The 24,171-nt window shown below is 67.3% G+C and carries 23 protein-coding genes; 10 read left to right on the top strand and 13 right to left on the bottom strand.

Annotation, left to right across the window (positions count from 1 at the left end; genetic code table 11):
* Positions 1 to 195: 195 nt before the first annotated feature.
* The 4 genes from zwf to recQ all read right to left on the bottom strand — a co-directional run bounded on the left by zwf (position 196) and on the right by recQ (position 7,680).
* Positions 196 to 2,001, bottom strand: a complete 1,806-nt coding sequence (zwf, locus tag ACZ6YI_RS06980) for a glucose-6-phosphate dehydrogenase (RefSeq protein ID WP_465778008.1) — start codon at positions 1,999 to 2,001, stop codon at positions 196 to 198.
* Complete coding sequence (locus tag ACZ6YI_RS06975) at positions 1,998 to 3,824, bottom strand: glycoside hydrolase family 15 protein (protein WP_465778007.1); 1,827 nt, start codon at positions 3,822 to 3,824, stop codon at positions 1,998 to 2,000. The genes zwf and ACZ6YI_RS06975 overlap by 4 nt, the downstream gene beginning before the upstream one ends.
* A gap of 200 nt (positions 3,825 to 4,024) precedes the next feature.
* Complete coding sequence (gene ybaL, locus ACZ6YI_RS06970; protein ID WP_465778006.1) at positions 4,025 to 5,680, bottom strand: YbaL family putative K(+) efflux transporter; 1,656 nt, start codon at positions 5,678 to 5,680, stop codon at positions 4,025 to 4,027.
* A gap of 188 nt (positions 5,681 to 5,868) precedes the next feature.
* Positions 5,869 to 7,680 (bottom strand): DNA helicase RecQ, encoded by a 1,812-nt coding sequence (gene recQ / locus ACZ6YI_RS06965; RefSeq protein WP_465778005.1) that lies wholly within the window; start codon positions 7,678 to 7,680, stop codon positions 5,869 to 5,871.
* 181 nt (positions 7,681 to 7,861) lie between these two features.
* On the opposite strand from recQ, the gene ACZ6YI_RS06960 reads away from it, so the two are divergent.
* The gene (locus ACZ6YI_RS06960; protein ID WP_465778004.1) at positions 7,862 to 8,128 is read left to right on the top strand and encodes a hypothetical protein; all 267 of its coding nucleotides are present in this window, start codon (positions 7,862 to 7,864) and stop codon (positions 8,126 to 8,128) included.
* On the opposite strand, the gene ACZ6YI_RS06955 is transcribed toward ACZ6YI_RS06960, so the two are convergent.
* Entirely contained in the window at positions 8,125 to 8,499 is a 375-nt protein-coding gene (locus tag ACZ6YI_RS06955; protein ID WP_440323873.1) for an MGMT family protein, read from the bottom strand. The two genes, ACZ6YI_RS06960 and ACZ6YI_RS06955, sit on opposite strands and share 4 nt — an antisense overlap.
* Before the next feature lie 75 nt (positions 8,500 to 8,574).
* On the opposite strand from ACZ6YI_RS06955, the gene ACZ6YI_RS06950 reads away from it, so the two are divergent.
* Complete coding sequence (locus tag ACZ6YI_RS06950) at positions 8,575 to 8,979, top strand: hypothetical protein (RefSeq protein WP_440323875.1); 405 nt, start codon at positions 8,575 to 8,577, stop codon at positions 8,977 to 8,979.
* A 26-nt stretch (positions 8,980 to 9,005) separates the two neighbouring features.
* On the opposite strand, the gene ACZ6YI_RS06945 is transcribed toward ACZ6YI_RS06950, so the two are convergent.
* Both ACZ6YI_RS06945 and ACZ6YI_RS06940 read right to left on the bottom strand, forming a co-directional pair.
* Complete coding sequence (locus tag ACZ6YI_RS06945) at positions 9,006 to 10,127, bottom strand: inorganic phosphate transporter (protein WP_465778003.1); 1,122 nt, start codon at positions 10,125 to 10,127, stop codon at positions 9,006 to 9,008.
* A 13-nt stretch (positions 10,128 to 10,140) separates the two neighbouring features.
* Positions 10,141 to 10,770, bottom strand: a complete 630-nt coding sequence (locus tag ACZ6YI_RS06940) for a DUF47 domain-containing protein (RefSeq protein WP_465778002.1) — start codon at positions 10,768 to 10,770, stop codon at positions 10,141 to 10,143.
* A 117-nt stretch (positions 10,771 to 10,887) separates the two neighbouring features.
* Between ACZ6YI_RS06940 and ACZ6YI_RS06935 the strand changes: the two genes are divergently transcribed.
* Together ACZ6YI_RS06935 and ACZ6YI_RS06930 are read left to right on the top strand one after the other, a co-directional pair.
* On the top strand, positions 10,888 to 12,204 hold the full coding sequence (locus tag ACZ6YI_RS06935) for a hemolysin family protein (protein WP_465778001.1): 1,317 nt from the start codon (positions 10,888 to 10,890) through the stop codon (positions 12,202 to 12,204).
* Positions 12,205 to 12,246: 42 nt separating this feature from the next.
* A complete protein-coding gene (locus ACZ6YI_RS06930; RefSeq protein ID WP_465778000.1) occupies positions 12,247 to 12,855 on the top strand; it encodes an exopolysaccharide biosynthesis protein in 609 nt (202 codons plus the stop codon).
* A gap of 97 nt (positions 12,856 to 12,952) precedes the next feature.
* On the opposite strand, the gene ACZ6YI_RS06925 is transcribed toward ACZ6YI_RS06930, so the two are convergent.
* The gene (locus tag ACZ6YI_RS06925) at positions 12,953 to 13,723 is read right to left on the bottom strand and encodes an RNA methyltransferase (protein ID WP_440324951.1); all 771 of its coding nucleotides are present in this window, start codon (positions 13,721 to 13,723) and stop codon (positions 12,953 to 12,955) included.
* 136 nt (positions 13,724 to 13,859) lie between these two features.
* On the opposite strand from ACZ6YI_RS06925, the gene ACZ6YI_RS06920 reads away from it, so the two are divergent.
* Both ACZ6YI_RS06920 and ACZ6YI_RS06915 read left to right on the top strand, forming a co-directional pair.
* Complete coding sequence (locus tag ACZ6YI_RS06920; RefSeq protein ID WP_440324953.1) at positions 13,860 to 14,666, top strand: inositol monophosphatase family protein; 807 nt, start codon at positions 13,860 to 13,862, stop codon at positions 14,664 to 14,666.
* Between the two features lie 134 nt (positions 14,667 to 14,800).
* Positions 14,801 to 15,811, top strand: a complete 1,011-nt coding sequence (locus ACZ6YI_RS06915) for a metallophosphoesterase (protein WP_465777999.1) — start codon at positions 14,801 to 14,803, stop codon at positions 15,809 to 15,811.
* Here the strand turns inward: ACZ6YI_RS06915 and hda are convergent.
* From hda to ACZ6YI_RS06900, 3 genes are read right to left on the bottom strand one after another with little or no spacing between them, the layout of a single operon-like run.
* Positions 15,808 to 16,503, bottom strand: coding sequence for a DnaA regulatory inactivator Hda (hda, locus tag ACZ6YI_RS06910; protein WP_465777998.1), 696 nt, complete (start codon positions 16,501 to 16,503; stop codon positions 15,808 to 15,810). The two genes, ACZ6YI_RS06915 and hda, sit on opposite strands and share 4 nt — an antisense overlap.
* The gene (locus ACZ6YI_RS06905) at positions 16,500 to 17,654 is read right to left on the bottom strand and encodes an AI-2E family transporter (RefSeq protein WP_465777997.1); all 1,155 of its coding nucleotides are present in this window, start codon (positions 17,652 to 17,654) and stop codon (positions 16,500 to 16,502) included. The genes hda and ACZ6YI_RS06905 overlap by 4 nt, the downstream gene beginning before the upstream one ends.
* 3 nt (positions 17,655 to 17,657) lie before the next feature.
* Positions 17,658 to 18,650: a DUF2066 domain-containing protein gene (locus ACZ6YI_RS06900; RefSeq protein WP_465777996.1), complete on the bottom strand. Its 993-nt coding sequence runs from the start codon at positions 18,648 to 18,650 to the stop codon at positions 17,658 to 17,660.
* A gap of 132 nt (positions 18,651 to 18,782) precedes the next feature.
* Here ACZ6YI_RS06900 and purM point away from each other — a divergent pair, with 132 nt between their 5' ends.
* The 3 genes from purM to ACZ6YI_RS06885 all read left to right on the top strand — a co-directional run bounded on the left by purM (position 18,783) and on the right by ACZ6YI_RS06885 (position 21,298).
* Positions 18,783 to 19,820, top strand: coding sequence for a phosphoribosylformylglycinamidine cyclo-ligase (gene purM, locus ACZ6YI_RS06895; protein WP_465777995.1), 1,038 nt, complete (start codon positions 18,783 to 18,785; stop codon positions 19,818 to 19,820).
* 5 nt (positions 19,821 to 19,825) lie between these two features.
* Complete coding sequence (gene purN, locus ACZ6YI_RS06890; protein ID WP_465778139.1) at positions 19,826 to 20,464, top strand: phosphoribosylglycinamide formyltransferase; 639 nt, start codon at positions 19,826 to 19,828, stop codon at positions 20,462 to 20,464.
* A gap of 135 nt (positions 20,465 to 20,599) precedes the next feature.
* A complete protein-coding gene (locus ACZ6YI_RS06885; protein WP_465777994.1) occupies positions 20,600 to 21,298 on the top strand; it encodes a DUF3108 domain-containing protein in 699 nt (232 codons plus the stop codon).
* A gap of 100 nt (positions 21,299 to 21,398) precedes the next feature.
* Here the strand turns inward: ACZ6YI_RS06885 and murA are convergent, their stop codons facing one another.
* Together murA and ACZ6YI_RS06875 are read right to left on the bottom strand one after the other, a co-directional pair.
* Positions 21,399 to 22,658: a UDP-N-acetylglucosamine 1-carboxyvinyltransferase gene (murA, locus tag ACZ6YI_RS06880; protein WP_440329303.1), complete on the bottom strand. Its 1,260-nt coding sequence runs from the start codon at positions 22,656 to 22,658 to the stop codon at positions 21,399 to 21,401.
* 48 nt (positions 22,659 to 22,706) lie between these two features.
* Positions 22,707 to 22,946, bottom strand: a complete 240-nt coding sequence (locus ACZ6YI_RS06875; protein WP_247333343.1) for a BolA family protein — start codon at positions 22,944 to 22,946, stop codon at positions 22,707 to 22,709.
* A gap of 179 nt (positions 22,947 to 23,125) precedes the next feature.
* On the opposite strand from ACZ6YI_RS06875, the gene ACZ6YI_RS06870 reads away from it, so the two are divergent.
* Positions 23,126 to 24,139: a KpsF/GutQ family sugar-phosphate isomerase gene (locus tag ACZ6YI_RS06870; RefSeq protein WP_465777993.1), complete on the top strand. Its 1,014-nt coding sequence runs from the start codon at positions 23,126 to 23,128 to the stop codon at positions 24,137 to 24,139.
* Positions 24,140 to 24,171 lie beyond the last annotated feature (32 nt).

The raw sequence follows: 24,171 nt of genomic DNA, 5'->3' as shown, positions 1-24,171 counted from the left end.
TACGCGGCCTTTGTTGCCCCGCCAAACCGTTCGCGGCCGCGCGGAGTGTGTGCTCGCCAGGCGGCGGTAGCCGCATAGGGCATGCATTCGCAGTAGCGAATGAACCGGTTAGATAGGAAGCCGGGTCGCTAGCACCCATCGCGCGCAAGCGCGCTCCCACGAAAAGCGAGAGGGGCCCTGGAGGGCCCCTCTGTTTTACTTCTTCGTGGTGCGTTTCTTTGTGGCGGCCTTGCGGACTGCGGTTTTCTTCGCGGGCGATTTCTTCGCCGCGACGACCCTCTTGGCCGCTGCCTTCTTCGTGGCCGTCTTCCTGGCAGGTGCAGCCTTCTTCACCGACGCCGCGCGCAACACCTTCTTCGCCGCAGCACGCTTCGCACGCGTCGGCTTAGCCGGTTCCTTCGCCGCCACCGGTGTGGCGCCGGCCTCCGCCTTCTGACGTGCAGCACGGCGTGCCGGCTCCGTGCCGGTGTTCAGCGGACGCCACGAGCGGCCGCCCATGGCCAGCAATGTATCCGACGAGGCCGGGCCCGCGCTGCCCGAGGCGTAGTTCGGGAAATCCGCCGGGGTGCGCTGTGCCCAGTCATCGATGACCGGCTGCACGGCGCGCCAGCAGGCTTCGACCATGTCGGCACGCTGGAACAGCGTCGCGTCGCCGGTCATGCAATCGTAAAGCAGGGTCTCGTAGCCCACGTTCGGCTCGGCGCGGAACCAGTCGGCGTACTTGAAATCCATGCGCACGGGCGCGAGTTCCACGCGCGGGCCGGGGCGCTTCACGTCGAACTGCAAGGAGATGCCTTCATCCGGCTGGATCTGCAGCACCAGCCAGTCCGGACCGAACGCGTCCATGCCGGTGCCGCGGAACGGGGCCATGGGCGCGGACTTGAAGCGGATCGCGATCTCGGTGGTGCGACGGCCCATGTGCTTGCCGGTGCGCAGGTAGAACGGCACGCCCGACCAGCGCCAGGTGTCGATCGACAGCTTCATGGCCACGAAGGTTTCGGTCACCGAATCCGGGGCCACGTCCGGCTCGTCGCGATACGCGCGGGCCAGCTGGCCGTTCACCGCGCCCGGGCCGTACTGGCCGCGCACCGCATCTTCCGGCGCGATCGGGCGGATCGCCTCGATGACTTCGGCCTTGCGGGTGCGCACGGCTTCCGCATCGAACGAGGTCGGCGGCTCCATGGCCACCATGGCGAGCAGCTGGAACAGGTGGTTCGGCACCATGTCACGCATCGCGCCGGTCTGCTCGTAGAACGAGCCACGACGCTCGACGCCCACGGTCTCGGCCACGGTGATCTGCACGTGGTCGATGCGGTCGCGGTTCCAGATCGGCTCGAACAGGCCATTCGCGAAGCGGAAGGCCATGATGTTCTGCACCGTTTCCTTACCCAGGAAGTGGTCGATGCGGTAGATCTGGTCCTCGCGGAGGACCTTGAGGATGCGCTCGTTCAGGGCCTGCGCCGAGTGCAGGTCATGGCCGAACGGCTTCTCGATGATGACGCGGCGCCAGTGGTCGCCGTTCACACCGCCGTCGTCGGTCAGGCCGGCCTTGCACAGCTGCTCGATCACATCGCCGAAGAAACGCTCGGGGGTGGCCAGGTAGAAGAGCACGTTGCCCTGGGTGCCACGGCGACGATCGATTTCCTTGAGCTTGGCGGCCAGCGCGGTGAACGACGACGCATCGTCGAAATCACCGGCGAAGTACTGCATCTGGCTGCCGAGCCAGCCCCAGGCTTCTTCATCGAGGCGGCCACCGCCGCCGGAGACATAGCGCTCCAGCGAGGTGTGCAGGTTGTTCTTCCAGGCGTTGTCGGACATCTTGCCGTGGTTGAAGCCCACGATGGCAAAATTGTCCGAGAGCAGGCCCGTACGGCGCATGTTGTATAGCGCGGGAACGACGAGGCGGCTGGTGAGGTCACCGGCGGCGCCGAAGATCACGACGGTACACGGGTCGGCCGGATGAGCGCGGGAGGTCGCGCGCTTCGGTTGGGCTTGGCTCATGCACTGACTCCTTGGGGAACGTTGGATTCGGGGGTAGCGTGGATATCGGCCGTCGCACTGTAGCCATGCGCCAGGCTAAAAGCGGCATTAACCAATGCGACGTGCGAAAAGGCTTGTGGGAAATTGCCCAGCAGGCGCTTCGAACGGGGATCGTACTCCTCCGAGAGCAGCCCGAGGTCATTCGTCAGCCCGACCAGCCGCTCGAACAATGCGCGTGCCTCGTCCATCCGGCCCAGCATCACGTAATTTTCCACGAGCCAGAAACTGCACGGGAGGAATTCGCCCTCGCCCGGCGGCAGCCCATCGACACCGCTGCGGGTGTCGTAACGGCGGACGAAACCGCCGACCAGCAGGTCCTCTTCGATAGCCCGGACCGTCGCGACGATGCGGGGATCGTCCGACGGCAGGAAGTCGGTAAGGGTAACCAGCAACAGGCTCGCGTCTAGTTCGGTCGAGCCGTAGGACTGGGTGAAACAACCACGCACCGGATCGACGCCCTTCGCCAGGATATCGGCCTTGATTTCATCGGCGATGCTCCGCCAGCGCCGGACGTAATGCGGATCCAGGCCATCGCGCTTCTGCTCGGCGGCGCGAGCGAACGCCAGCCAGGCCATGACCTTGGAATGCACGAAGTGGCGTGGCTCGCCGCGGATCTCCCAGATGCCTTCATCCGGATGCCGCCAGATCTCGGCCAGGTGGTCGAGGAACACCGCCTGCACGTTGTCGGCTTCCGGGTGGAGCACCACGCCATGCTTCATGGCATGCGAGAACGCGCCGACCAGTTCGCCGAAGATGTCCAGCTGGAACTGGTTGGACGCGGCGTTACCCACGCGAACCGGCTTCGCACCCTCATAACCCTTGAGCCAGGTGAGTTCGTACTCTTCCAGCCGGCGCTCGCCGGCGATGCCGTAGAGCACCTGCAACTGGCCCGGCGAACCGGCGACCGCACGGCGCACCCAGTCGCGCCAGGCGCTGGCTTCATCGTGGTAACCCGCATTCACGAGGGCCGAGAGGACGAAGGTCGCATCGCGTGCCCAGCAGAAGCGGTAATCCCAGTTCCGCTCGCCGCCGAACTGTTCCGGCAGTGAGGTGGTGGGCGCGGCGACGATGCCGCCGGTGGGTTCGTAGCTGAGGCCCTTCAGCACGATAAGCGAGCGCCGGACGACATCGCTCCATTCACCGCTGTCATTGCAGCGGTTCGACCAGTTTTCCCAGTACGCCAGCGAGTCCTCCAGCGCCCGCTTCGGATCCAGCGGTTCCGGTGGCGGCAGGTGCGATGGGCCCCAGGCCATGACGAACGGCGCCGAATCGCCCGGGCCGACGCTGAACCGGCTCACGCTTTCCATGCCCTCGCCTTCGATCTCGACCGGCGTGCGCAGCGCCACCATGTCGGGCCCGACCACCGCGGTGAGCGTGCCGTCGTCGTGGGTGTTCACCCACGGTAGCGCGTTGCCATAGTCGAAGCGCAGGGTCAGCCGGCTTTCGAAATCGACGCGACCTTCGATGCCCTCGACGATGCGCGTGACGCCGACCTGGTCGCCCGCGAAGGGCATGAAGTCGATGACGCGGGCCTTGCCCGTGGCCGTGGTCCACGTGGTTTCCAGGACGAGGCTGCCATCGATGTACTGGCGGGTGCAGGCCGCGTCGGGGTCCGCGGGGGCCAGCCACCAGCGGCCATTGTTCTCGTCGCCCAGCAAGGCGGCGAAGCAGGCCCCTGAGTCGAACCGCGGCAGGCAGAGCCAGTCAATGGAGCCGTTGCGCGCCACCAGGGCCGCCGTCCGGCAGTTGCCGAGCATGGCGTAATCTTCGATCCGGGATGCCATCGTGCCTCCGTTTCGCTTTAGCTAACCGGTTAACGGTAGCCAGCGAAACGTTAGGGCGATGTGTCGGGCCATGTCTTGCGAATGCGTGCCCTTCGGGGGTCTTGTGGGAGCGCGCTTGCGCGCGATGGTCTGCCGCGAGCACCCATCGCGCGCAAGCGCGCTCCCACAAGGCCGGCTGAAGGGCCGGCTTAGGGGCCGGCTTAGTGCCCGCCGTGGGCGACTGGCTTCGGCTGTACCGCTTCGAACATGCTGCGGGCCAGTTCCTGCTCGCCGTAGATCACATCGCTGGCGCCCAGGCCTGCAAGATGACTGACACAATCCGGCGAGTGCGCGCGGGCGACGATCGGCAGGTCGGGACGCAGGGCCCGGGCGGCGCGTACCACCTGGCCACCTTCGAACGGATCCGGCACGGCGACGATCAGGGCCCGCGCACCGGCGAGGTTCGCCTCGGCCAGCACCGGCGCCGCCGCGGCGTTGCCGATGACGACCTCCGCACCGCCCTGCTCGCGCAGGTCGCGCACCGTGTCCTCGTCGGTTTCGATCACGAGGATAGGTGCGCCCGCGGCCTGCAGCTCGGCAAAGACGCGGCGGCCGACGCGGCCGAAGCCCACGAGCACGGTGTGACCGCGTATTTCGGGATGCTCATCGGGCGCATCCGCGTCGTGCTTCGCGACCCAGCGGTCCAGGGCGACGAAGAGCAGCGGGTTGACGAGGATCGAGACGATGGCGGCGGCCAGCAGGATGTCGCGGGCTTCCTCGCTAAGCAGGCCCAGCGACACGCCGAGGCCGGCGAGGATGAAGGAGAACTCACCGATCTGCGCCAGGCTTGTCGCGATGGTGAGTGCCGTCTTCGTCGGGCGACCGAACAGGCGCACGATGAAGAAGGCGGCGGCGGACTTGCCGATGATGATGATCAGGCACGCGGCAATCACCAGCCACGGCTGCTGCACCAGGATGCTGGGGTTGAACAGCATGCCGATCGATACGAAGAACAGCACGGCGAACGCGTCGCGCAACGGTAGCGTTTCCTCCGCCGCCTGCTGCGAGAGCTTCGATTCGCCCATCATCATGCCGGCGAAGAACGCGCCGAGTTCAAACGACACATCGAACAGGTGCGCGGCACCGAATGCGACACCCAGCGCGATGGCGAGCACCGCCAGGCGGAACAGTTCGCGCGATCCGGTACCGGAGACGGCCTGCAGCATCCACGGGATGGCGCGCTTGCCGATGACAAGCATCACCGCCACGAACAGCACCACCTTGCCGATGGTGATGGCGACGGTCTGCACCAGCTCACCCATGGACGGCGTGGCGGCGCCTTTGCCATCGCCAAGGAAGCCGGCCAGTGCCGGCAGCAGCACCAGCGCCAGCACCATGGCGAGGTCTTCGACGATCAGCCAGCCGACGGCGATGCGCCCGCGATCGCTATCGAGCAGGCGGCGCTCTTCCATGGCGCGGAGCAGGACGACGGTACTTGCCACCGACAAGGCGAGGCCAAACACGAAACCCTGCGCCATCGGCCAGCCGAGTGCCCAGCCGAGCAACATGCCCAGGCCGGTCGCAACACCCATCTGCACCGCGGCGCCGGGGATGGAGATGCCTTTGACGGCGAGCAGGTCTTTCAACGAGAAATGCAGGCCCACGCCGAACATGAGCAGGATGACGCCGAGGTCCGCGAGTTCCTGTGCGATGTGCGCGTCGGCGACATAGCCCGGCGTAAACGGCCCCGCGACCACGCCAGCGACGAGGTAGCCCGCGATGACCGGCAGGCGGATGCGATTGGCGATGGCGCCGAAGATGAAGGCCAGGACGAGGCCACCGACAATGGTGGCAATGAGTGGCGTGGCGTCGTGCATGGGCGGCTCCCTGAGTCGTCGTTGGCCGCGGCGGCGTGCCACGGCATGCACCCTCGTCTCGTCACGTCGTCGAACGTATCGATGTGGGGTAAGCCCCTAAGGATTGGGGACAGCCCCCTCTCGATGCAAGCGCGTCGTCGCGATTTTCTTCAACGCTGGCACGGGTTTGAGAATACTCTCAAACCCGATCAGGAGGCAGCAGTAAGCACTGCGAGGAAATCCTTGCCGTATCGCTTGAGCTTGCTCTCGCCGACGCCGCTGATGGCCGAGAGCTCTTCCTCGTCCTGGGGCAGCGCGCGGAGCATGGCCAGCAGGGTCGCGTCGTGGAAGATGACGTAGGCCGGCACGCCATGCGCTTTCGCCAGTTCCGCGCGCACGCGGCGCAGGTCGTTCCACAACGGCTCTTCGGTGACCTCGATGCCCAGCGCACTCCCCGCCGCCGGCGCCGCGCCCTTGGAGCGCCGGCCCTTCGACGGGCGGGCATCCTCGCGCAGCTCGACCTTGCGGGCGCCCTTCAGCACCGGGCCGCTCAGCGTGGAAAGCCGGAGGGTGCCGTAACCTTCGGGGTCGGCCTCGATCAGGCCCGCGGCCAGCAGCTGGCGGAACACCGAGCGCCACTGCGTGGCATCCATGTCGGCGCCGACCCCAAAGACGCTGAGCTTGTCGTGGCCGAGGTCACGCACCCGCTCGCCCGCTTCGCCGCGCAGGATCTCGATGAGGTGGCCCGCGCCGTAACGCTGGCCGCTGCGGTAGATCGCGGACATCGCCTTTTGCGCGGCGAGCGTGGCGTCCCACGTTTTCGGCGGAACCAGGCAGTTGTCACAGTTGCCGCAATGGCCCGAGTGCGCTTCGGCGAAGGCCTCCAGAAGCAACTGGCGGCGGCAACGCGTGGCCTCCGCGTAGCCGAGCAGGTTGTCGAGCTTCAACCGCTCGATGCGCTTGCGATCGTCGCCGGATTCCGACTGCGCGATCATCTGGCTCATCGTGACCACGTCGCCCAGGCCATAGACCATCCAGGCTTCCGCCGGCAGGCCATCGCGGCCGGCGCGGCCGGTCTCCTGGTAATAACCTTCCATGCTGCGTGGCAGATCGAGATGGGCGACGAAACGCACGTCGGGCTTGTCGATACCCATGCCGAACGCGACGGTGGCCACCATGACGATGCCATCCTCGCGCAGGAACCGCTGCTGGTGGCGCTGGCGTGTTTCCTGGTCGAGGCCCGCGTGGTACGGCAGCGCATCGACACCCGCCTCGGCGAGCCACGCCGCGGTTTCATCGACCTTGCGCCGGCTCAGGCAGTACACGATGCCCGCGTCGCCGCGGTGTGCATCGAGCAGGTCGAGCAACTGGCGCCGCGCATTCTGGCGTGGCGCCACGCGGTAGCGGATGTTCGGGCGGTCGAAGCTGGAGACGAAGCGGCGCGCCTCGCCCAGGCGCAGGCGCTCGACGATTTCCTCGCGCGTGCGCTCATCGGCGGTGGCGGTGAGCGCGATGCGCGGCACCTCCGGGAAGCGTTCATGCAGGAGCGTGAGCTCGCGGTATTCCGGTCGGAAATCGTGCCCCCATTGCGACACACAGTGCGCTTCGTCGATCGCGAACAGGGCGATGGGGATGCGATCGAGCAGCGCAAGGAAGCGTGGGCTCAGCAAGCGCTCGGGCGCCACGTACAACATGTCGATGTCGCCCGCCAGCAGCTGGTCTTCCACTTCGCGCTGGGTGAGTGAATCGAGGCTGGAGTTGAGGTAACGCGCCTTGACGCCGGCCTCCAGCAGCGCATCCACCTGGTCCTGCATGAGCGCGATGAGTGGCGATACGACGATGCCCGTGCCGTAACGCATGAGCGCGGGAATCTGGTAGCACAGCGATTTGCCGCCGCCGGTCGGCATGAGCACGAGCGCATCGCCGCCGCCCGCAACCTCCTCGACGATGGCCTGCTGCTGGCCGCGGAATGCGGGATAACCAAAAACGGAATGAAGGATGTCGGAGGCGGAGGACTGCATGCGCCCATGCTAACAAACCGCACCCCCGGGCCTGAACGGCGAAGCACCCGAATCAGCGTAGGCCTACACCGCATTCAGCCGACAGCGCTTGTCCCGTCGATCGCCAGGGGAGCGTAATGGACACGGGCCCAGCGCCCGTCAGCCGCCGGCTTTTTCCGGCGCATCCAAGGGGGTATCCACCATGCGCAACGTCATCGTTTTCCTGCCCGTGCTCGCCCTCGCCGCCCTGCCCGCATGGGCGGATGGTGGTGGGGTCGTCAGTTTTTCCGGCGCCATCCGGGAACCCACCTGCGCGGTCACCGCCAATGCACCGGCGTGCGGGAGCGCCCAGGTATCGGCGGCGCAACCGGCCGCCGGCCATCCGCTCGCCCGCGTACCGCTGCTTGCCTACGCGCTTGCCCGCGATCCCGCCAGCCGCTGGCGGGTCATCGAGGTGGTCTACCGCTAGCCCCCGGGGAAGCCCCAGATGGCGCGGTCCAGGTCGTGGTCGAGGCCGAAGGCGCTCATCGGCACCCGGCCGTCCTTCACCGTGACGCCTTCGGCTTTCAGCCGCCGGCACTGCTCTCGGTAGCCCTGGGTCCCGGCAGGGATGCCGATGCGCCCATCGGCCCGGAGGACCCGGTGCCAGGGCAGGTCGAGCCGATCCGGCGCGTCACCCAGCACCCGGCCGATCAAGCGCGCCCGGCCGGGGTAGCCAGCACGCGCCGCGATGGCCCCATAACTGGCCACCCGCCCGCGCGGGATCGCGGCAACGGCCGCGATGATGCGTTGTGCCCGCAGGGCGCGGGCTTCGTCGTCGTCGAGTTCTTCTTCAGCCATGGGTCGGTTCGTGCATGCCAACGAAACACGACGAGCGTACCATCGGGGGTCCACGATCGAGCCCAGGGCAAGGCCATGCGTCACTTCGAAGCGATCCGCTCCCACGTGGGCGGCATCCACAAGCTGCGGCAGAACGAGCCGTACCTGATCAGCTTCGACCTGGAGCTGCCGGATGGCCGGCACCAGGGCATTTACCTGGCTGAGCTGGAGGATGGGGATGGCCAGCGCTTCCTGCGCCTGTCCACGCCGATCGGGCCGCTTTCTGGCGTGGATGCGCGGCGCTGCCTGCGTTTCAACTGGGAGCAGCGCACGGGTTACCTGGCGGAGGCGGATCTGGATGGCTCGCCGTACCTGCACCTGTGTGAAAACCGGCCGTACGATTACCTGGACGAGCGCGAGCTGGCCCGGCTGATCGACGAACTCGGCGCCACCGGCGATGAGCTCGAGCAGGTGGTCAACGGGGAAGCTGACGCCCTGTAAGTGCGGCGGGGCTCGCTCCCGCCCGTCTAGAACAGATGCCCCAGCTTCACGAGGCCATACCCGATCGCCGCCGTGATCGGCAGGGTCAGGATCCACGCCCACACCATCCGCTCGACCACCGACCAGCGGATCGCGTTGAAACGCTTCGCCGCGCCCACGCCCATGATCGACGCCGACACGTTGTGCGTCGTCGACACCGGGATACCCAGCACCGACGCCGTCAGGATCACCGCCGCCGAGCTGCCTTCCGCGGCAAAGCCATTGATCGGATGCAGCTTCACCATCTTGTGGCCCAGCGTCTTGATGATCCGCCAGCCACCGCCGGCCGTACCGCCCGCCATGGTCAGAGCGCAGACCACCTTCACCCACACCGGGATCGGGAAACCACCCGGCGCCGCCGGATCGTGCGCAATGCGCAGGAACGACAGGAACTCAGGCAGGTGGTCGAATTGCCCGGCCGCCGTGGCGCCCGCCAGGGCCAGGGCGATGATGCCCATGCTCTTCTGCGCATCGTTCATGCCGTGCGACAGGCCCATGGCACTGGCCGAGACGATCTGCGCCTTGCCGAAGAAGCTGTTCACGAACGGCGTACGGCCGAAGCGGTGCAGGTAGCCCTTCTGGCTCGAGAACCAGCCGAGCAACGCATACAGCGCGCCCATCAGCGCGAAGCCGATGACGAAACCCAGGAACGGCGAGACGATCATCGGCACGATGACCTTCGGCACGACGCCCTTGCCGAGCCACCAGTGCGCGCCGCCCTGCCACCAGATGATCGAGTGGATGTTTTCCTGCGAGGCCGCCAGGGCAGCGCCGACCAGACCGCCGACCAGTGCATGGCTGGAGCTCGAAGGCAGGCCCAGCCACCAGGTGATCAGGTTCCAGATGGTGGCGCCCAGCAGCGCGCTGATCAGCAACTGCGAGCCGACCTCGACCACGCCGGTATCGATGAGGCCCGACGCGATGGTAGCCGCCACGGCGGTGCCCCACAGCGCACCGGCCAGGTTGGTGACCGCCGCCAGCAGAACCGCCTGGCCCGGGGTGAGCACCTTGGTCGCGACGACGGTGGCGATCGAGTTCGCCGTGTCGTGGAAGCCATTGATGTAGGTGAAGGCAAGGGCGATCAGGACGACCGCGATGACCATGCTCATGGGACGCCCGTCCTCAGGAGTTCTTGAGGACGATGGCGTAGACGACGTTGCCCACGTCGCGGCACTTGTCCACGGCCTTTTCGATCAGCTCGAAAAGATCCTTGGTAAGGATGGCGCGCAGCGGATCCGAGCCTTCGGCGTAGAGCGTGCGGTAGGGATCGAGCAGGAGGCGGTCGGCCTCCGCTTCCAGCGCGTGCAGCTGGTCGCGGAGCTTCTTCACCGGGCCGATCTTCAGGCCCTGGCGGAGCTGGGCGATCATGTCGACGACGACGTCGGCCGAGCGCTCGAGCAGCACGGCACGCTGGCCGAAGTCGACACCCTGGAGGCGTTCGGCGACGATGATGTAACGTTCGGCGAACTTCTCGATGGTCTTGGGGATCTTGTACAGCGCGGAATTCAGCGCCTCGATGTCCTCACGGTCCAGCGCGGTGACGAAGGTGTTGACCAGCTCTTCGCCGATCTGGGCGTGCAAGGCCTTCTCGCGGGCCCGGGTGGTCGTGAACGCGGCCATGATCGGCGAGCGGTCCGCGCGGGTCACCAGTTCGTGCATGGCCTTGGCGCTGTCGCGGGCGGCCTCGGCGCTCTCTTCGAGGAGGCCGTAGAACTTGTCGCCCTTACCGAACATGGTCTGGAGTGAAAACATGGGGTTGCCTGGGGGATCATCGGGGAATATGACGCTTATGTTACCGGACCTCGCCCCGCCCTTGCTGCATCCCGACGGCAAGACCTTGCTGGCCGCGTCTGGTATATAGCCCTCCACATGCTCACCGAACTCCTGCTCGTCTTCATCCTCTCGCTCGCCAACGGGTTCTTCGCCCTGTCCGAAATGTCCGTGGTGGCCTCGCGCAAGAGCCGCCTGAAGCACATGGCCCGGGACAGCCGGCGTGCCCGCGTGGCCCTGCAACTGGCGGAATCCCCGGAGCAGTTCCTGTCGACGGTGCAGGTCGGCATGACCCTGATCATCCTGGTCACCGGCGCCCTGGCGGGCGACAAACTGGCAGAACACTTCGCCGAGCTGATCCACGGCGATGGCCCAGCCTGGCTGGAGCCTTACATGCGGGTGCTGGGCTGGCTGGCCGGCTTCCTGCTGATGTCGCTGGTCCAGATCATCGTGGGCGAGCTGGTGCCCAAGCGTGCCGCCCTGACCGCCCCGGAGAAGATCGCCAGCCAGATCGCCGTCCCGATGATGGTGGTCTCGCGGATCACCCTGCCCCTGGTCTGGCTGCTCAACCACGTCTCCACCGGGATCCTGCGGGTCCTTGGCCTGCACCGGAAGGGCGCCAATGCCGCGACCGAAGAGGAGATCCGCCTGCTGGTAGCCGAGAGCGCAGAGCAGGGCATCCTCGACAGCGACGAGCGGAACATGGTGAACCGGGTGCTCCGCCTGGGCGATCGCACGGTGGGCTCGGTGATGACCCCGCGGATGAAGATCGCCTGGCTCGACATCGCCGCGCCCCGCGAAGACAACCTCGAGGTGCTCCGGCAGACCCCGTTCTCCCGCTACCCGGTCTTCCGCCGCGACGAGAGCGAGGTGATCGGGACGGTGGAAGTGAAATCGCTGATCCGCTCGTTCCAGACCGGTGAGGTGGACCTGTTCGCCCATGTGGCCCGCCCGCTGTTCGTCCCGGCCACCGCGCGCGCCCTCGACCTGCTCGAATCGTTCCGCGATGCCGATACCCAGCTAGCGCTGGCCGTGGACGAGTACGGCGATATCGAAGGCCTGGTGACGCTCAACGACCTGCTCTCGGCCGTCGTGGGCGCGACGGCGCCCGCGGCGGACGATGCCGCCCAGGACGGACCGATCATCCGCCGCGACGATGGCAGCTGGCTGGTCGATGGCGCCCTGCCCGCCGACGATCTCCGCGAACTGCTCCAGCTCGACCGCCTGCCCAACGAGGAAGAACACGACTTCCGCACCGTGGCGGGCATGGTCACCACCGCCTTCGGGCACATCCCGCATGCCGGCGAATCGTTCGCCTGGCAGGGGCACCGCTTCGAGGTCGTGGACATGGACGGCGCGCGCATCGACAAGGTGCTGGTGAGCACGGCGCCCGACGAAACCGTCGTCGAGGAATAACCGCTCATCCCCGGTTCAAGGCCCGCTGGCGACGCTCCGGCCATGGCCGACAAAGAACCCCGCGAAGAGAAAACAGCCGCCCTGCTCCGGGCGGCTGCCCTGGCGACGCCCGGCGAGCGCATGACCGTGGAGCAGTTGCTCGAGCCGCTGAAGCGCCGGGCGTTCGGCTTCCTGCTGCTGCTCCTCGCGATCCCCAATTTCATCCCGGTGCCGGTAGGCATCGGCGGGATCATGGGCGTACTGGTGGTCGGGCTGGGCCTGGAGATGCTGGTCGGCCTGGAACACCCGTGGATTCCGGGATTTCTCAAGCGACGGACGATGTCGCGCGACGGCCTCCTGCGCTTCCTCGATCGCATCGCGCCATTCACCGGGCGGCTCGAGAAAGCCTGCAAGCCACGCCTGCAGCGGCTGAGCCGCCGACCTTTCACCTTCGTCTCGGGGGCCGTGATGATCCTGGTCGGCATCCTGCTCGCCCTGCCGATCCCGTTCACCAATTACCTGTTCGGCGGCATGCTGGTGGCGTTCGCGTTCGCCCTGGTCGAACGTGACGGCGCGCTGCTGCTGGCCGTGTGGGGCTCGACGATCACGGCCGTGGCGCTATCGGCGACCTTCAGCCACGCGCTGCTGAAATTCTTCCGCGACCTTTTCTGACCCCGCCCTGTGGGAGCGCGCTTGCGCGCGATAGCCCGCCGCGAGCACCCATCGCGCGCAAGCGCGCTCCCACAAGGTAACGGTGGCCCGGAGCGACTCAGTCGTTTTTCTTGTGGGCCAGCCCGGCCATGCGCTGGGCATCAGCCAGAATGCCGTGGAGGATGCGCAGTTCACGCAACTCCGGCCGTGCGCGCAGGAACAGCTTGCGCAGCTTGAGCATGATGGTGGTCGGCGAGCGGCCCTTGTGGAACTCGATGTCGTCCAGTGTCTCGCTGAGGTGGGTGAAGAAGCGCTCCACCTGCTCCGCGTCCGCCGGCACTTCGTCCGGATCCAGCTCCGCCGCCTCGGGCGCCGGCGCGGCCTGCCCGGCCAGCAACGCCGTGCGGATCTCGTAGGCCACCACCTGCACCGCCTGCGAGAGGTTCAGCGAGCTGAAGTCATCCACGCTCGGGATCCGCACCATGGCGTGGCAGCGCGACAGCTCGTCGTTCTCCAGGCCGGTCCGCTCATTGCCGAAAACCAGCGCCACCTGCTCGCCCCGGCGGGCGGCGGCAATGGCCTGGGCGGCGCCCTCGCGGGGATCCAGCTCGGGGATGTTCACCCCGCGGCGGCGGGCCGAGAGGCCCAGGGCGAAGGTGGTACCGGCCAGGCCGCCCACGAGGTCGTCGACCACCACGGCGTTGCCCAGCACGTCATCCGCGCCGGCGGCCAGCGCCGTGGCCTCGGGGTCCGGGAAGCGGTTCGGGGCGACCAGGGTGAGCCGGTCGAAGCCCATGGTGCGGATGGCACGGGCCGCCGAGCCAATGTTGCCCGAGTGCGAGGTGCGGACGAGGACGAAGCGGAAGTGGTCGTAGGGCGTGGGGGCCATGGGCGCCGGCTGGGATTCATCAGGACCGGAAAGTCTACACCGGCCCGCGACTTGGGCGACGCCGCCCCCGGTGGTAAACTGCCCGACCGACGCGGCTTTCGACCGCTTCCCCTGTTCTTTTGCCAAGCCGATCCCCATGCCAAGACCCGCCGTCAACGTCGCGGCGCGCGCCGCGCGCTCCGCAGGAAACATCATCCTGCGCTACATGAATCGCATCGAGGGCCTCGCGGTCGTCGAGAAGCAGCGGATGGACTTCGCCTCCGAGGTCGATCGCCTCGCCGAAGCCGAGATCGTCAAGGAACTCCGCCGCGCCTACCCCACCCACGCCATCGTGGGCGAGGAATCGGGCCAGACCGGCAAGGGCCCCCTCGTGTGGATGATCGATCCACTCGACGGCACGCATAACTACCTGCGTGGCATCCCACACTTCTCCGTCTCCATCGCGTTGCTCGACAAGGGCGAGCCGGTGTACGGCGTGGTGTTCGACCCGCTGCGCGATGAGCTGTTCACCGCCAGCAAGGGCGATGGCGCCTACCTCAACGACCGCCGCATCCGCGTCGGCCGCCGCGATGGCCTGAGCGGGGCGCTGCTCGGCACGGGCTACCCGTACCGCGTGCGCAACCACCTGGAATCGCAGCTGGGCATCACCAACGCGCTGCTCCAGGAAGCGGAAGATATCCGCCGCATGGGCTCGGCCGCGCTGGACCTGGCCTATGTCGCCGCCGGCCGCCTCGATGGTTACTTCGAGCCGGGCCTGCAGCCGTGGGACATGGCCGCAGGCGCCCTGCTGGTGCGCGAAGCCGGTGGTGTCTACAACGACTTCTCCGGTCGCGAAGGCCTGCCCGAGAGCGGCAACATCGTCGCGGGTAACCACAAGGTGGCCGCCGCGATGACCGAAGTGATCACGGCCAACGCAACGCCGCGCCTCCTCGGCGTCAGCTAATCACGCGCTAATCGTCAGCGAAACCTGACACGTGATGAAGGTGTTCCCTTCATCACGTGTCGGCCATTCCTCGCTAACGTGTCGTCCGCGGCGACTTTTTCGCCGCGCTCCCCCACGACACAAAGGAATGTGCCATGCGCCACACCTCCCATCGCCTGCTGGCCTCCGCGCTGCTCGCCACCGCGGCGTTCACCGCGTGCGCCGAAACGCCCGAAATCATGGTGGTGACCTCCGATCCGCAGTATCCGTGGACGGATGCGACCGACGAGGGCCGCCCCACCGACAATGCGCTGGCTGAAGCCCTGGTACGCGAGCAATACGAGAGCATCGCGACCTTCCGACGAGCCCATCCGCAGCAGCGCATCCCGGTGATCATCAACGGCGACCTCACCTCGCACGGCCTGTTCTTCGAACACCAGAAGATCAACGAGCTGTTCGGCATCCTTGGCGACAATTTCTATTACGGCCTGGGCAATCACGATTACGAGAACAACCTGCGCAACAACAAGGCGTGCGAGTTCGCCTACTGCGCGACCGATTCGCTGGACAACCTGACCAAACATGTCGTGGGGCATGGCGATCGTGTACGCGCGTTCGACCTGCGATCGCGCGGCGAGAACGGCCGGGTCATCAAGGAAGGCAGCTGGAGCTACGCGTTCAAGGCCGACGGATGGGGCAGCACGCTGCAACTGCAGCTCAATAACTCGCCCCTCTACGAAGCGGATCTGTCGACCTACGCGGGAGCACTGCAGCCCGTGAATTACCGTGTGCTGCCATCGACAGGGTGGTTGCTCGAGCAATCGCGCGGCGCGTTGGCCAGCGGCGATGCCAGGTTCACCTTCGCCCACGCGCACAAGCCAGACGACTGGAGCGGTAGCTGGGGTGCCTGGGAACAAAGCCTGGCCGCGAAGGCGGCCGCCGTGGGCGTCAAGGCCATCTTCGCCGGCCACTACCACAAGGACATGGGCGTCCAGTACGTGCGGATCAGCCCGCGCGATGACGTGCCTCTGTTCACCAGCGGCTCGGCATCGCAACGCACTTACCTCGTCGTCGAGCACTGGCCCGAATCGAAGAGGGTGAAGGTGTTCGGGGTGCGTAATAACGACCCGTCGGCCATGACGCTGCTCGACGAGTTCGACGTCTAATCGGGCTTCAGCAGGTTCTTCAGGAACGGCACGGTCACGCGGCGCTGGGCAGCCAGCGTCGCGCGATCGAGCGTATCGAGCAGGTCGAGCAGCGCGCCAAGGTCGCGCGCGTGGTGCGCGAACAGCCAGTCGAGGACGGTGTCGTCGAGTTCAATCGCACGATCGGCCGCATGATCACGCAAGGCCTGGCGGCGCTCGGCATCGCCCAGTGGCTTGAGCACGGCCTGGGTCAGCGAGCCCAGCCGCGAACGCAGGTCCGGCAGCGCGATATCCAGCGTGGCCGGCGGCACGTTCGCCGCGAAAAGCAGCGTGCAGCCATCGGCCTTGTAGCTGTTGAAGGTATCGAACAGCGCGTGCTCGCCGTCCGGATCCCCTGCGATCGAATCCAGGTCGTCGATCGCCAGCAGGTCGCTGCCGGCCATGCCGCGGATCGCCGCGGCCCGCGTGCCACGCAGGCCCGCGAGCGGGAGGTACTGGGCGCTGCGTCCCGCATCGATAGCGGCCTGGCAGGCCGCCACCAGCAGGTGCGTGCGGCCGCTGCCAAGCGGCCCCGACGTGTACACCCACGGCGCGGCCGCATCGACGGCCGCCGCACGCACGGCCTCCAGCGCCACGGCATTCTCACCGGCGTGGAAGTGTTCGAAGCGCTGGCGACGGGGCCAGCGCAGCGCGAGGGGAAGCTGGGTACTCATGGACCGTTGTCGGGCGTCCGTGGGGGGCCTGGATGGGTTTTGACCGCGACATCGACATCCACGTCGACATCGACCGCCTCGGTGACCGGCGCGGTTTCTTTATACAGATCGCTCTCGCGATACCGCGCGAATACGTAACGCAGCAGCACGACCACCACCGATGCCGCCGGCAGCGCCAGCAGCACGCCAAGGAAGCCGAACAGGTGGCCGCCCGCCAGGACGGCGAAGATCACCGCCACCGGATGCAGGCCGATCTTCCCACCCACCAGGCGCGGCACCAGCACGTAGCCTTCGAGCAACTGGCCGATGGTGAAGACCGCGCCGACCAGGATCACGTGGGTCCAGTCGCCGTACTGCACCAGCGCGGCCACGAGCGCGGCCACGAAGCCGATCATGAAGCCCAGGTACGGTACGAAGCTGAGCAGGCCGGCGATCATGCCGATGAGCGGGCCGATCGAAATGCCGACGAGCGTGAGCGCGAGGCCGTAGAACACGCCAAGCGCCAGCATCACCAGCAACTGGCCGCGGACGAACGCGCCGAGCACCTGGTCGGATTCACGCGACAGGCGCACCACGGTGGGCTCGAGCGAGCGCGGGATGAGCCGCTGGATGTGCGCGATCATCGTGTCCCAGTCGCGCAGCAGGTAGAACGCGACCACCGGGATCAGCACCGCGTTGGTCATCCACGTGATGATCCCCATGCCCGACTGCGTCACCCGCGCGAGCGCGCGGGCCGCGATGCTGCCGATCGAACCGATGTGCTCACGGATCGTCGCGAGCACCTTGTCGGTATCGAACGTATCCGGCTCGAGATGCAGGCGCTGCTGGACCCAGGGCAGCGCGACGGTGCGCGCCCATTCGACATAGTGCGGCAGGTTATCGATGAGGTTGCTGACCTGGCGCTGGATCAGCGGCACCAGCAGGAGCAGTACGCCAACGAAGATGATGGTGATGACGGTGAACACGATGCTCACCGCCCACGTGCGGCCCATGCCCAGGCGCTGCAGGCGGTCGGCCAGCGGGTCGCCCAGGTAGGCGAGCATGGCCGCCAGCGCGAACGGCATGAGCACCGGCGCGAGCAGCCAGATCACGAAGACGATGACGCCGATCAGCGCCAGCATCTGCCAGCGGCGCGAATTATCGTGAGTCATGCGTCAGGGCACCCAGCGCACGGCGAGGTCCGCGCCATCGTGCGCGTCGGCAGCCAGCACATGGCCACCGGCGGCATAGCCGGCGATCAGGCGAGCCAGGGGCGCACCGGCGCTGACGTTGAAGAGCACGCCATCGGCCGTCGCGCTGACCGGAGCGATGGACTTCACCGCGGGGTCGTTCTGGAACGTGGCCAGCAGGCCGGCGTAGTCGGTGGCCGAGCGCAGCCCGGCAACCCAGATCTTCCCGCTGCTGCTGCCGCCGGCATTCGCGGCGAATGAGCGGTCGAGCTTGTCGGCCATGGCGTTCGCGCCGTTACCGAGCAGGGCCGCGCGGGCTTCGCCGCTATCGGACCAGTTGGAGGAGCGGCCGGCGTTGATCAGCGTCCAGTCGGTGCCATCGTCACGGATGGTCCCGATCAGCACGGTGGCGGTGTTGTACTGGCGCGCCACCGCGGCCACGGCGGAGGTATCCCCCGCCGCGACGGCCTTGGCATCGATCGGCGTATCCGACTTGGGGGTGACGATCTGGTATCCGCGCGCATCGGCCATCTGGGCCAGCGGGGCCAGGTCCTGCATGTTCAGCACCTTGCCGGAGGCATCGTGGGCGATGACCAGCACGGGGGGCTTGGGCGCCGCCGCGGCCGCATCGCCGACCGCCAGGACGCGACGGATCGCGCCCGGGTCGAAGGTGATATCCAGCGCCAGCGGGGCGCCATTGGCGCCGCCGGTCCGCTGGTACTGGTACTGCTGGACCAGGCCACCGGGCTGCTTCATGGCATCGGCGTAACCCGGCTTGGTACGGGGGTCGGCGCCGTTCGTGGCGCGGGCGAGCACCTGGGTCAGGCCATTGGCGAAGGCCTGGTCGCGGACCGCCGCGCTGGTGTCCGGCACCGGCACCGATACCGAATACATCGCGGTCTGAGCCACGGCCGGGCCGATGCCGGCCAGCAGGATCAGGGTCAGGAAAGCGAGGGTACGGGCTGCGCGCATGGTCATGGCATCGCTGCGGGGAAGGCGGGAAGTCTGCCCAAACCTTGGCATGGCGTCCATCCAAGCCGCGTGCAGGCCCGGCCGGCGCCCCGCCTTGCTGCTATCATTGCGCGTTTCCAATCAGCGCCGGAACCACGTATGTCCTCCGACCAGGGCTCCCTCACCTACCGCGACGCGGGCGTCGATATCGATGCCGGCAATGCCCTCGTCGAGCGCATCAAGCCGATGGTCAAGCGCACGTTCCGCCCGGAAGTGATGGGCGGGCTGGGTGGTTTCGGCGGCCTTTTCGACCTCTCCGGCCGTTACAAGGAGCCGGTGCTGGTTTCGGGCACCGATGGCGTGGGCACCAAGCTCAAGCTGGCCCACACCCTCAACCGCCACGACACCATCGGCATCGACCTGGTGGGCATGTGCGTCAATGACGTCCTGGTCCAGGGCGCCGAGCCGCTGTTCTTCCTCGATTACTTCGCCACCGGCAAGCTCGACGTGGATACGGCCGCGGCGGTCGTCGGCGGCATCGCGAAAGGTTGCGAGCTGGCCGGTTGCGCCCTGATCGGCGGCGAAACCGCCGAGATGCCGGACATGTACGCGCCGGGCGAGTACGACCTGGCCGGCTTCACCGTTGCCGCGGTCGAAAAGTCCGCCATGAACGACGGCTCGAAGATCGTGGCCGGTGACGTGATCCTCGGCGTCGCCTCGTCGGGCCCGCACTCGAACGGCTACTCGCTGATCCGCAAGATCCTCGAGCGGGCCGGCTCGCCGCTGGATGCGGACGTCGGCGGCGTCAAGCTGGTCGATGCGCTGATGGCGCCGACCACCCTGTACGTAAAGCCAGTGCTCGAGCTGCTGCAGAAGGTGGACGTGCATGGCATGGCCCACATCACCGGCGGCGGCCTGAAGGAAAACATCATCCGCGTCGTGCCCGATGGCCTGGGCCTCAGCATCGACGCCTCCTCGTGGGAGCTGCCGCCGGTGTTCCAGTGGCTGCAGCGCGAAGGCAACGTGGCCCGCGAGGAAATGTGGCGCACCTTCAACTGCGGCATCGGCTTCACGGTGCTGCTGGACAAGAGCCAGGTGGAGGCCGCCAGCGCCGCCCTCGCCGCGCATGGCCTGGATACCTGGGTCATCGGCTCGGTCGTCGCCGCGAGCGGTGACGAGCGCGTCCATATCGCTTGAGAAAAATCGTGGATCGTCCCCTGCGCGTTGCCGCGCTCGCCTCCGGGCGCGGCAGCAACCTTGCTGCACTGATCGCCGCGCGCCTCCCGGTGGAGTTCGTGCTGGTCGGGAGCGACAAGGCCAAGGCGGGCGCGCTCGAGATTGCCCGCGACGCGGGCATTCCCACCGTGGCGATGAGCCCGAAAGCCTTCCCGGATCGCGTGGCCTTCGACCGCGCCTTGTTCGGAGCGGTGGCGGACGCGAAGCCCGACCTGCTCGTGCTGGCCGGTTACATGCGCATCATCGATGCATCGGTGGTCGCGGACTGGGAAGGCCGGGCGATCAACATCCACCCCTCCCTCCTCCCGAAGTACCAGGGCCTGCACACGCACCGCCGCTGCCTTGAAGCAGGCGATACCGAGCACGGCGCCAGCGTGCACTTCGTGACGGCCGAACTGGATGGCGGCCCGGTCGTCGCCCAGGCGCGCATCAGCGTCGGCCCCACCGATACCGAAGAAACCCTGGCCACGCGACTGCTGGTCGAAGAACACCGCCTGCTCCCGGCGGTCGTGCGTGCCATCGCCTCAGGCCGCCTGGCCTGGTCCGGCGAACCCACCTTCGACGGCAAGCCCCTCACCGCCCCGCTGACACCCGCCGACCTCTGAGCGCGGCGAGGCTGTTGTGGGAGCGCGCTTGCGCGCGATGGGTGCTCGCCGCCAGATCCATCGCGCGCAAGCGCGCTCCCACGACACGGCGGCCAGGTGACCCGGCATTCAGCCACCGCGTTTAAACTCGGGGGCATGAAGACCACCCTCCTCCGCGCCAGCCTTGGCCTGGCCCTCGCCCTGCCCGCCGCCGCGTTCGCCGCGGACGTGCCGCAGTCGTTCACCGCCACCTACAACGTCCTCCAGGGCGGCTCGCCGCTGGGTAACGCCACGCTCACGCTGAAGCCGGCCGGCAACGGCCAGTTCGAATACAGCAACAAGGTCACCGGCACGTCGGGTCTCGCTGCCGCCATCGGCGCCAGCAGCTCCGAAGTGTCGCGCTTCACCTGGGCCGGCAAAGTGCCCCAGGCGGTCTCCTATAAGTACGACCTGCAGAACGCGTTCAAGCCGAAGAGCCGCACGCTGACGGTCAACGGCAATACCGTCCAGGTGCAGGACAACAGCAAGTCGTTCTCCTACCCGCTCCAGCCCGGCATGGTCGATCGCAACACGCTGCCGCTCGCCCTGGGTGTCGCCCTGCACGGCGGCGCGAAGGAAGCGACGTTCCCGGTCGGCGTGAAGCAGGCGATCGAAACGCAGACCTTCAAGGTAGCCGCCAGCGAGAAGATCACCGTGCCAGCCGGCTCATTCCAGGCCGAACGCGTCGACCGCACCGACCAGGATCGCGGGTTCAACGCGTGGTACGTCCCCGCGAAATTCCCTGTGCCGGTGAAGCTGGCACAGAAGGATGGCGGCGACCTGACGCTCGAACTGGTGAAGTTCGAAGGCAAGTAAGCCGCTAAAAAAAACCCGCCTCGAAGGCGGGTTTTTTTATTGCCCTGTGGGAGCGGGCTTGCGCGCGATCGCGCGCAAGCGCGCTCCCACAAGAGAGCTATCAGCCCGGCAAGCGGCGGATGCGGGCACCCAGCACGCCGAGCTTCTCTTCGATGTTCTCGTAGCCGCGATCGATGTGGTACACGCGATCGACGGTGGTATCGCCTTCGGCCACGAGGCCGGCGAGCACGAGGCACGCCGAGGCGCGCAGGTCGGTGGCCATGATCGGCGCACCGCTCATCTTCGGCACGCCGGTGATGATGGCGGTGTTGCCTTCAAGGCGGATGTCCGCACCCAGGCGCTGCAGTTCCAGCGCATGCATGAAGCGGTTTTCGAACACCGTTTCGGTGATGACGCCCACGCCCTCGGCCACGCAGTTCAGCGCGGTGAACTGCGCCTGCATGTCGGTCGGGAACGCCGGGTACGGTGCGGTCACCAGGTTCACGGCCTTGGGGCGGCGACCCTGCATGTCCAGCTCGATCCAGTCGCTGCCGGTGCTGATGTGCGCGCCCGATTCCTCGAGCTTCTGCAGCACGGCATCCAGCGTATCGGCGCGCGCGCCACGCGCACGCACCTTGCCACCGGTCATGGCGGCACCGACGAGGAAGGTGCCGGTCTCGATGCGATCCGGCAGCACTTCGTAATGGGCGCCGTGGAGGCGCTCGACACCCTCGACGATAAGCGTGGACGTACCGACGCCATCGATCTTCGCACCCATCGCCATCAGGCAGTGGGCCAGGTCGACCACTTCCGGTTCCTGCGCGGCGTTCTCGATGATCGTGGTGCCCGAAGCGAGCGTCGCGGCCATCAGGATGTTCTCGGTACCGGTGACGGTGACCATATCCATGACGATGCGCGCGCCCTTGAGGCGGCCGGCCTTCGCCTTGATGAAGCCATTCTCCACCGTGATCTCCGCGCCCAGCGCCTGCAGGCCACGGATGTGCTGGTCGACCGGACGCGAACCGATGGCGCAACCGCCGGGCAGCGACACTTCGGCCTTGCCATAGCGCGCCACCAGCGGACCGAGCACGAGGATCGACGCACGCATGGTGCGGACCAGTTCGTACGGGGCGACGCAGCTGTTCTCCGGGCGCGGGTCGATGTGCATCTTCATGCGGTCGTCGAGGACGACGCGCACACCCATGCGGCCCAGCAGTTCAATAAAGGTAGTGACATCGTGCAGGTGCGGCACGTTGCCGATGCTCACCGGCTCATCGGCGAGCAGGCAGGAAGCGAGGATCGGGAGCACGGCGTTCTTGGCGCCGCTGATGCTCACCTCACCGTGAAGCGGCTGGCCGCCGCTGATAAGGATCTTGGCCATGGGTTTCTTTTTATGCCTTCGGGATGCGGAATGCGGGGCGCGGCGCGATCAGGGGCGGCCGGCGGCTTCTTCCGGGGTAAGGGTTTTCAGGCCCAGGGCGTGGATGGCACCGCCCATGAGGTCGCCAAGGGTGGCGTAAACGAGGCGGTGGCGGGCGAGCGGCAGCTTGCCGGCGAACTGGGCCGAGATGACCTCGGCTTCGAAATGGACGCCGTCATCACCGCGCACGTCCACCCGGGCGCCGGGCAGGCCGGCTTCGATCAATGCCTGGATGCGGGCAGCGTCCATGGGGTCTCCGTGGGATGGGAAAGTCGCCGCGGCCGGGGGTTCCGAAACGGACCCTGAATCACCGGTCGATGGCAGCGACGATAAAATGAGAATATGTAATGGTAATGGAAATCCGGTGTCGCAGAAATGGACATTCCGGGTTGCCCAGGGACAGCCCCCAACCCGGACCCCAAGGCCGAATGAACGCCCGCACCGCCCCGCCCGCCAGCCAGACGACCGTGAACGCCGATACCATCGTGCGTAGCGCACGTACCGTCATCGCCACCGAGGCGGCCGCCATCCGGGCGCTGGAGCGCCGCGTGGACGCCTCGTTCGTCCAGGCCTGCCAGATGATCCTGGAGTGCAAGGGCCGCGTGGTGGTTTCCGGCATGGGCAAATCGGGCCATATCGCCCGGAAGATCGCGGCGACGCTGGCCTCCACCGGGACCCCCTCGTTCTTCGTCCACCCCGGCGAGGCGAGCCACGGCGACCTGGGCATGATCCAGCCCTCCGACATCGTCCTGGCCATCTCGTACTCGGGCGAAACCGACGAGCTGCTCTTCATCCTGCCGGCGATCAAGCGCCAGGGCATCCCGCTGATCTCTATCACGGGCAACCCCCGCTCCTCGCTGGCCAGCCAGGCCGACGTGAATATCGACGGCAATGTCGCCTCCGAGGCCTGCCCGCACGGCCTGGCGCCGACCGCCAGCACCACGGCGGCCCTGGTCCTTGGCGATGCGCTGGCCGTGGCCCTGCTCGATGCGCGCGGATTCACCTCGGATGATTTCGCCCGCTCGCACCCGGCCGGCAGCCTGGGGCGCCGGCTGCTCCTGCATATCGGCGATGTCATGCACAAGGGCGACGACGTCCCGCGCGTGCCGGTCACCGCCTCGTTGAGCGAAGCGCTGGTCGAAATGACCCGCAAGCACCTGGGCATGACCGCCGTCGTCGACGCCGAAGGCCGCCTGCTTGGCGTGTTCACCGACGGTGACCTTCGCCGCGCGCTGGATGACGATGGCGTGGACCTTCGCGGTGCCACCGTCGCCCAGCTGATGACCCGCGGCCCGAAGACCATTGGCTCGGACAAGCTCGCCGTCGAGGCCGCCCAGCTGATGGAGAAGCACCAGATCCACGCCCTGCTGGTCACCGACGCCGACGGCTGCGTGGTCGGTGCCCTGAACATCCACGACCTGCTCCGCGCGCGCGTCGTCTGACGCCGCGCCCCGCGCGTCCCCACCGCGCCGGC

The sequence above is a fragment of the Luteibacter sp. NPDC104163 genome (assembly GCF_055584245.1).
This window is presented reverse-complemented; position numbering and strand designations above follow the sequence as displayed.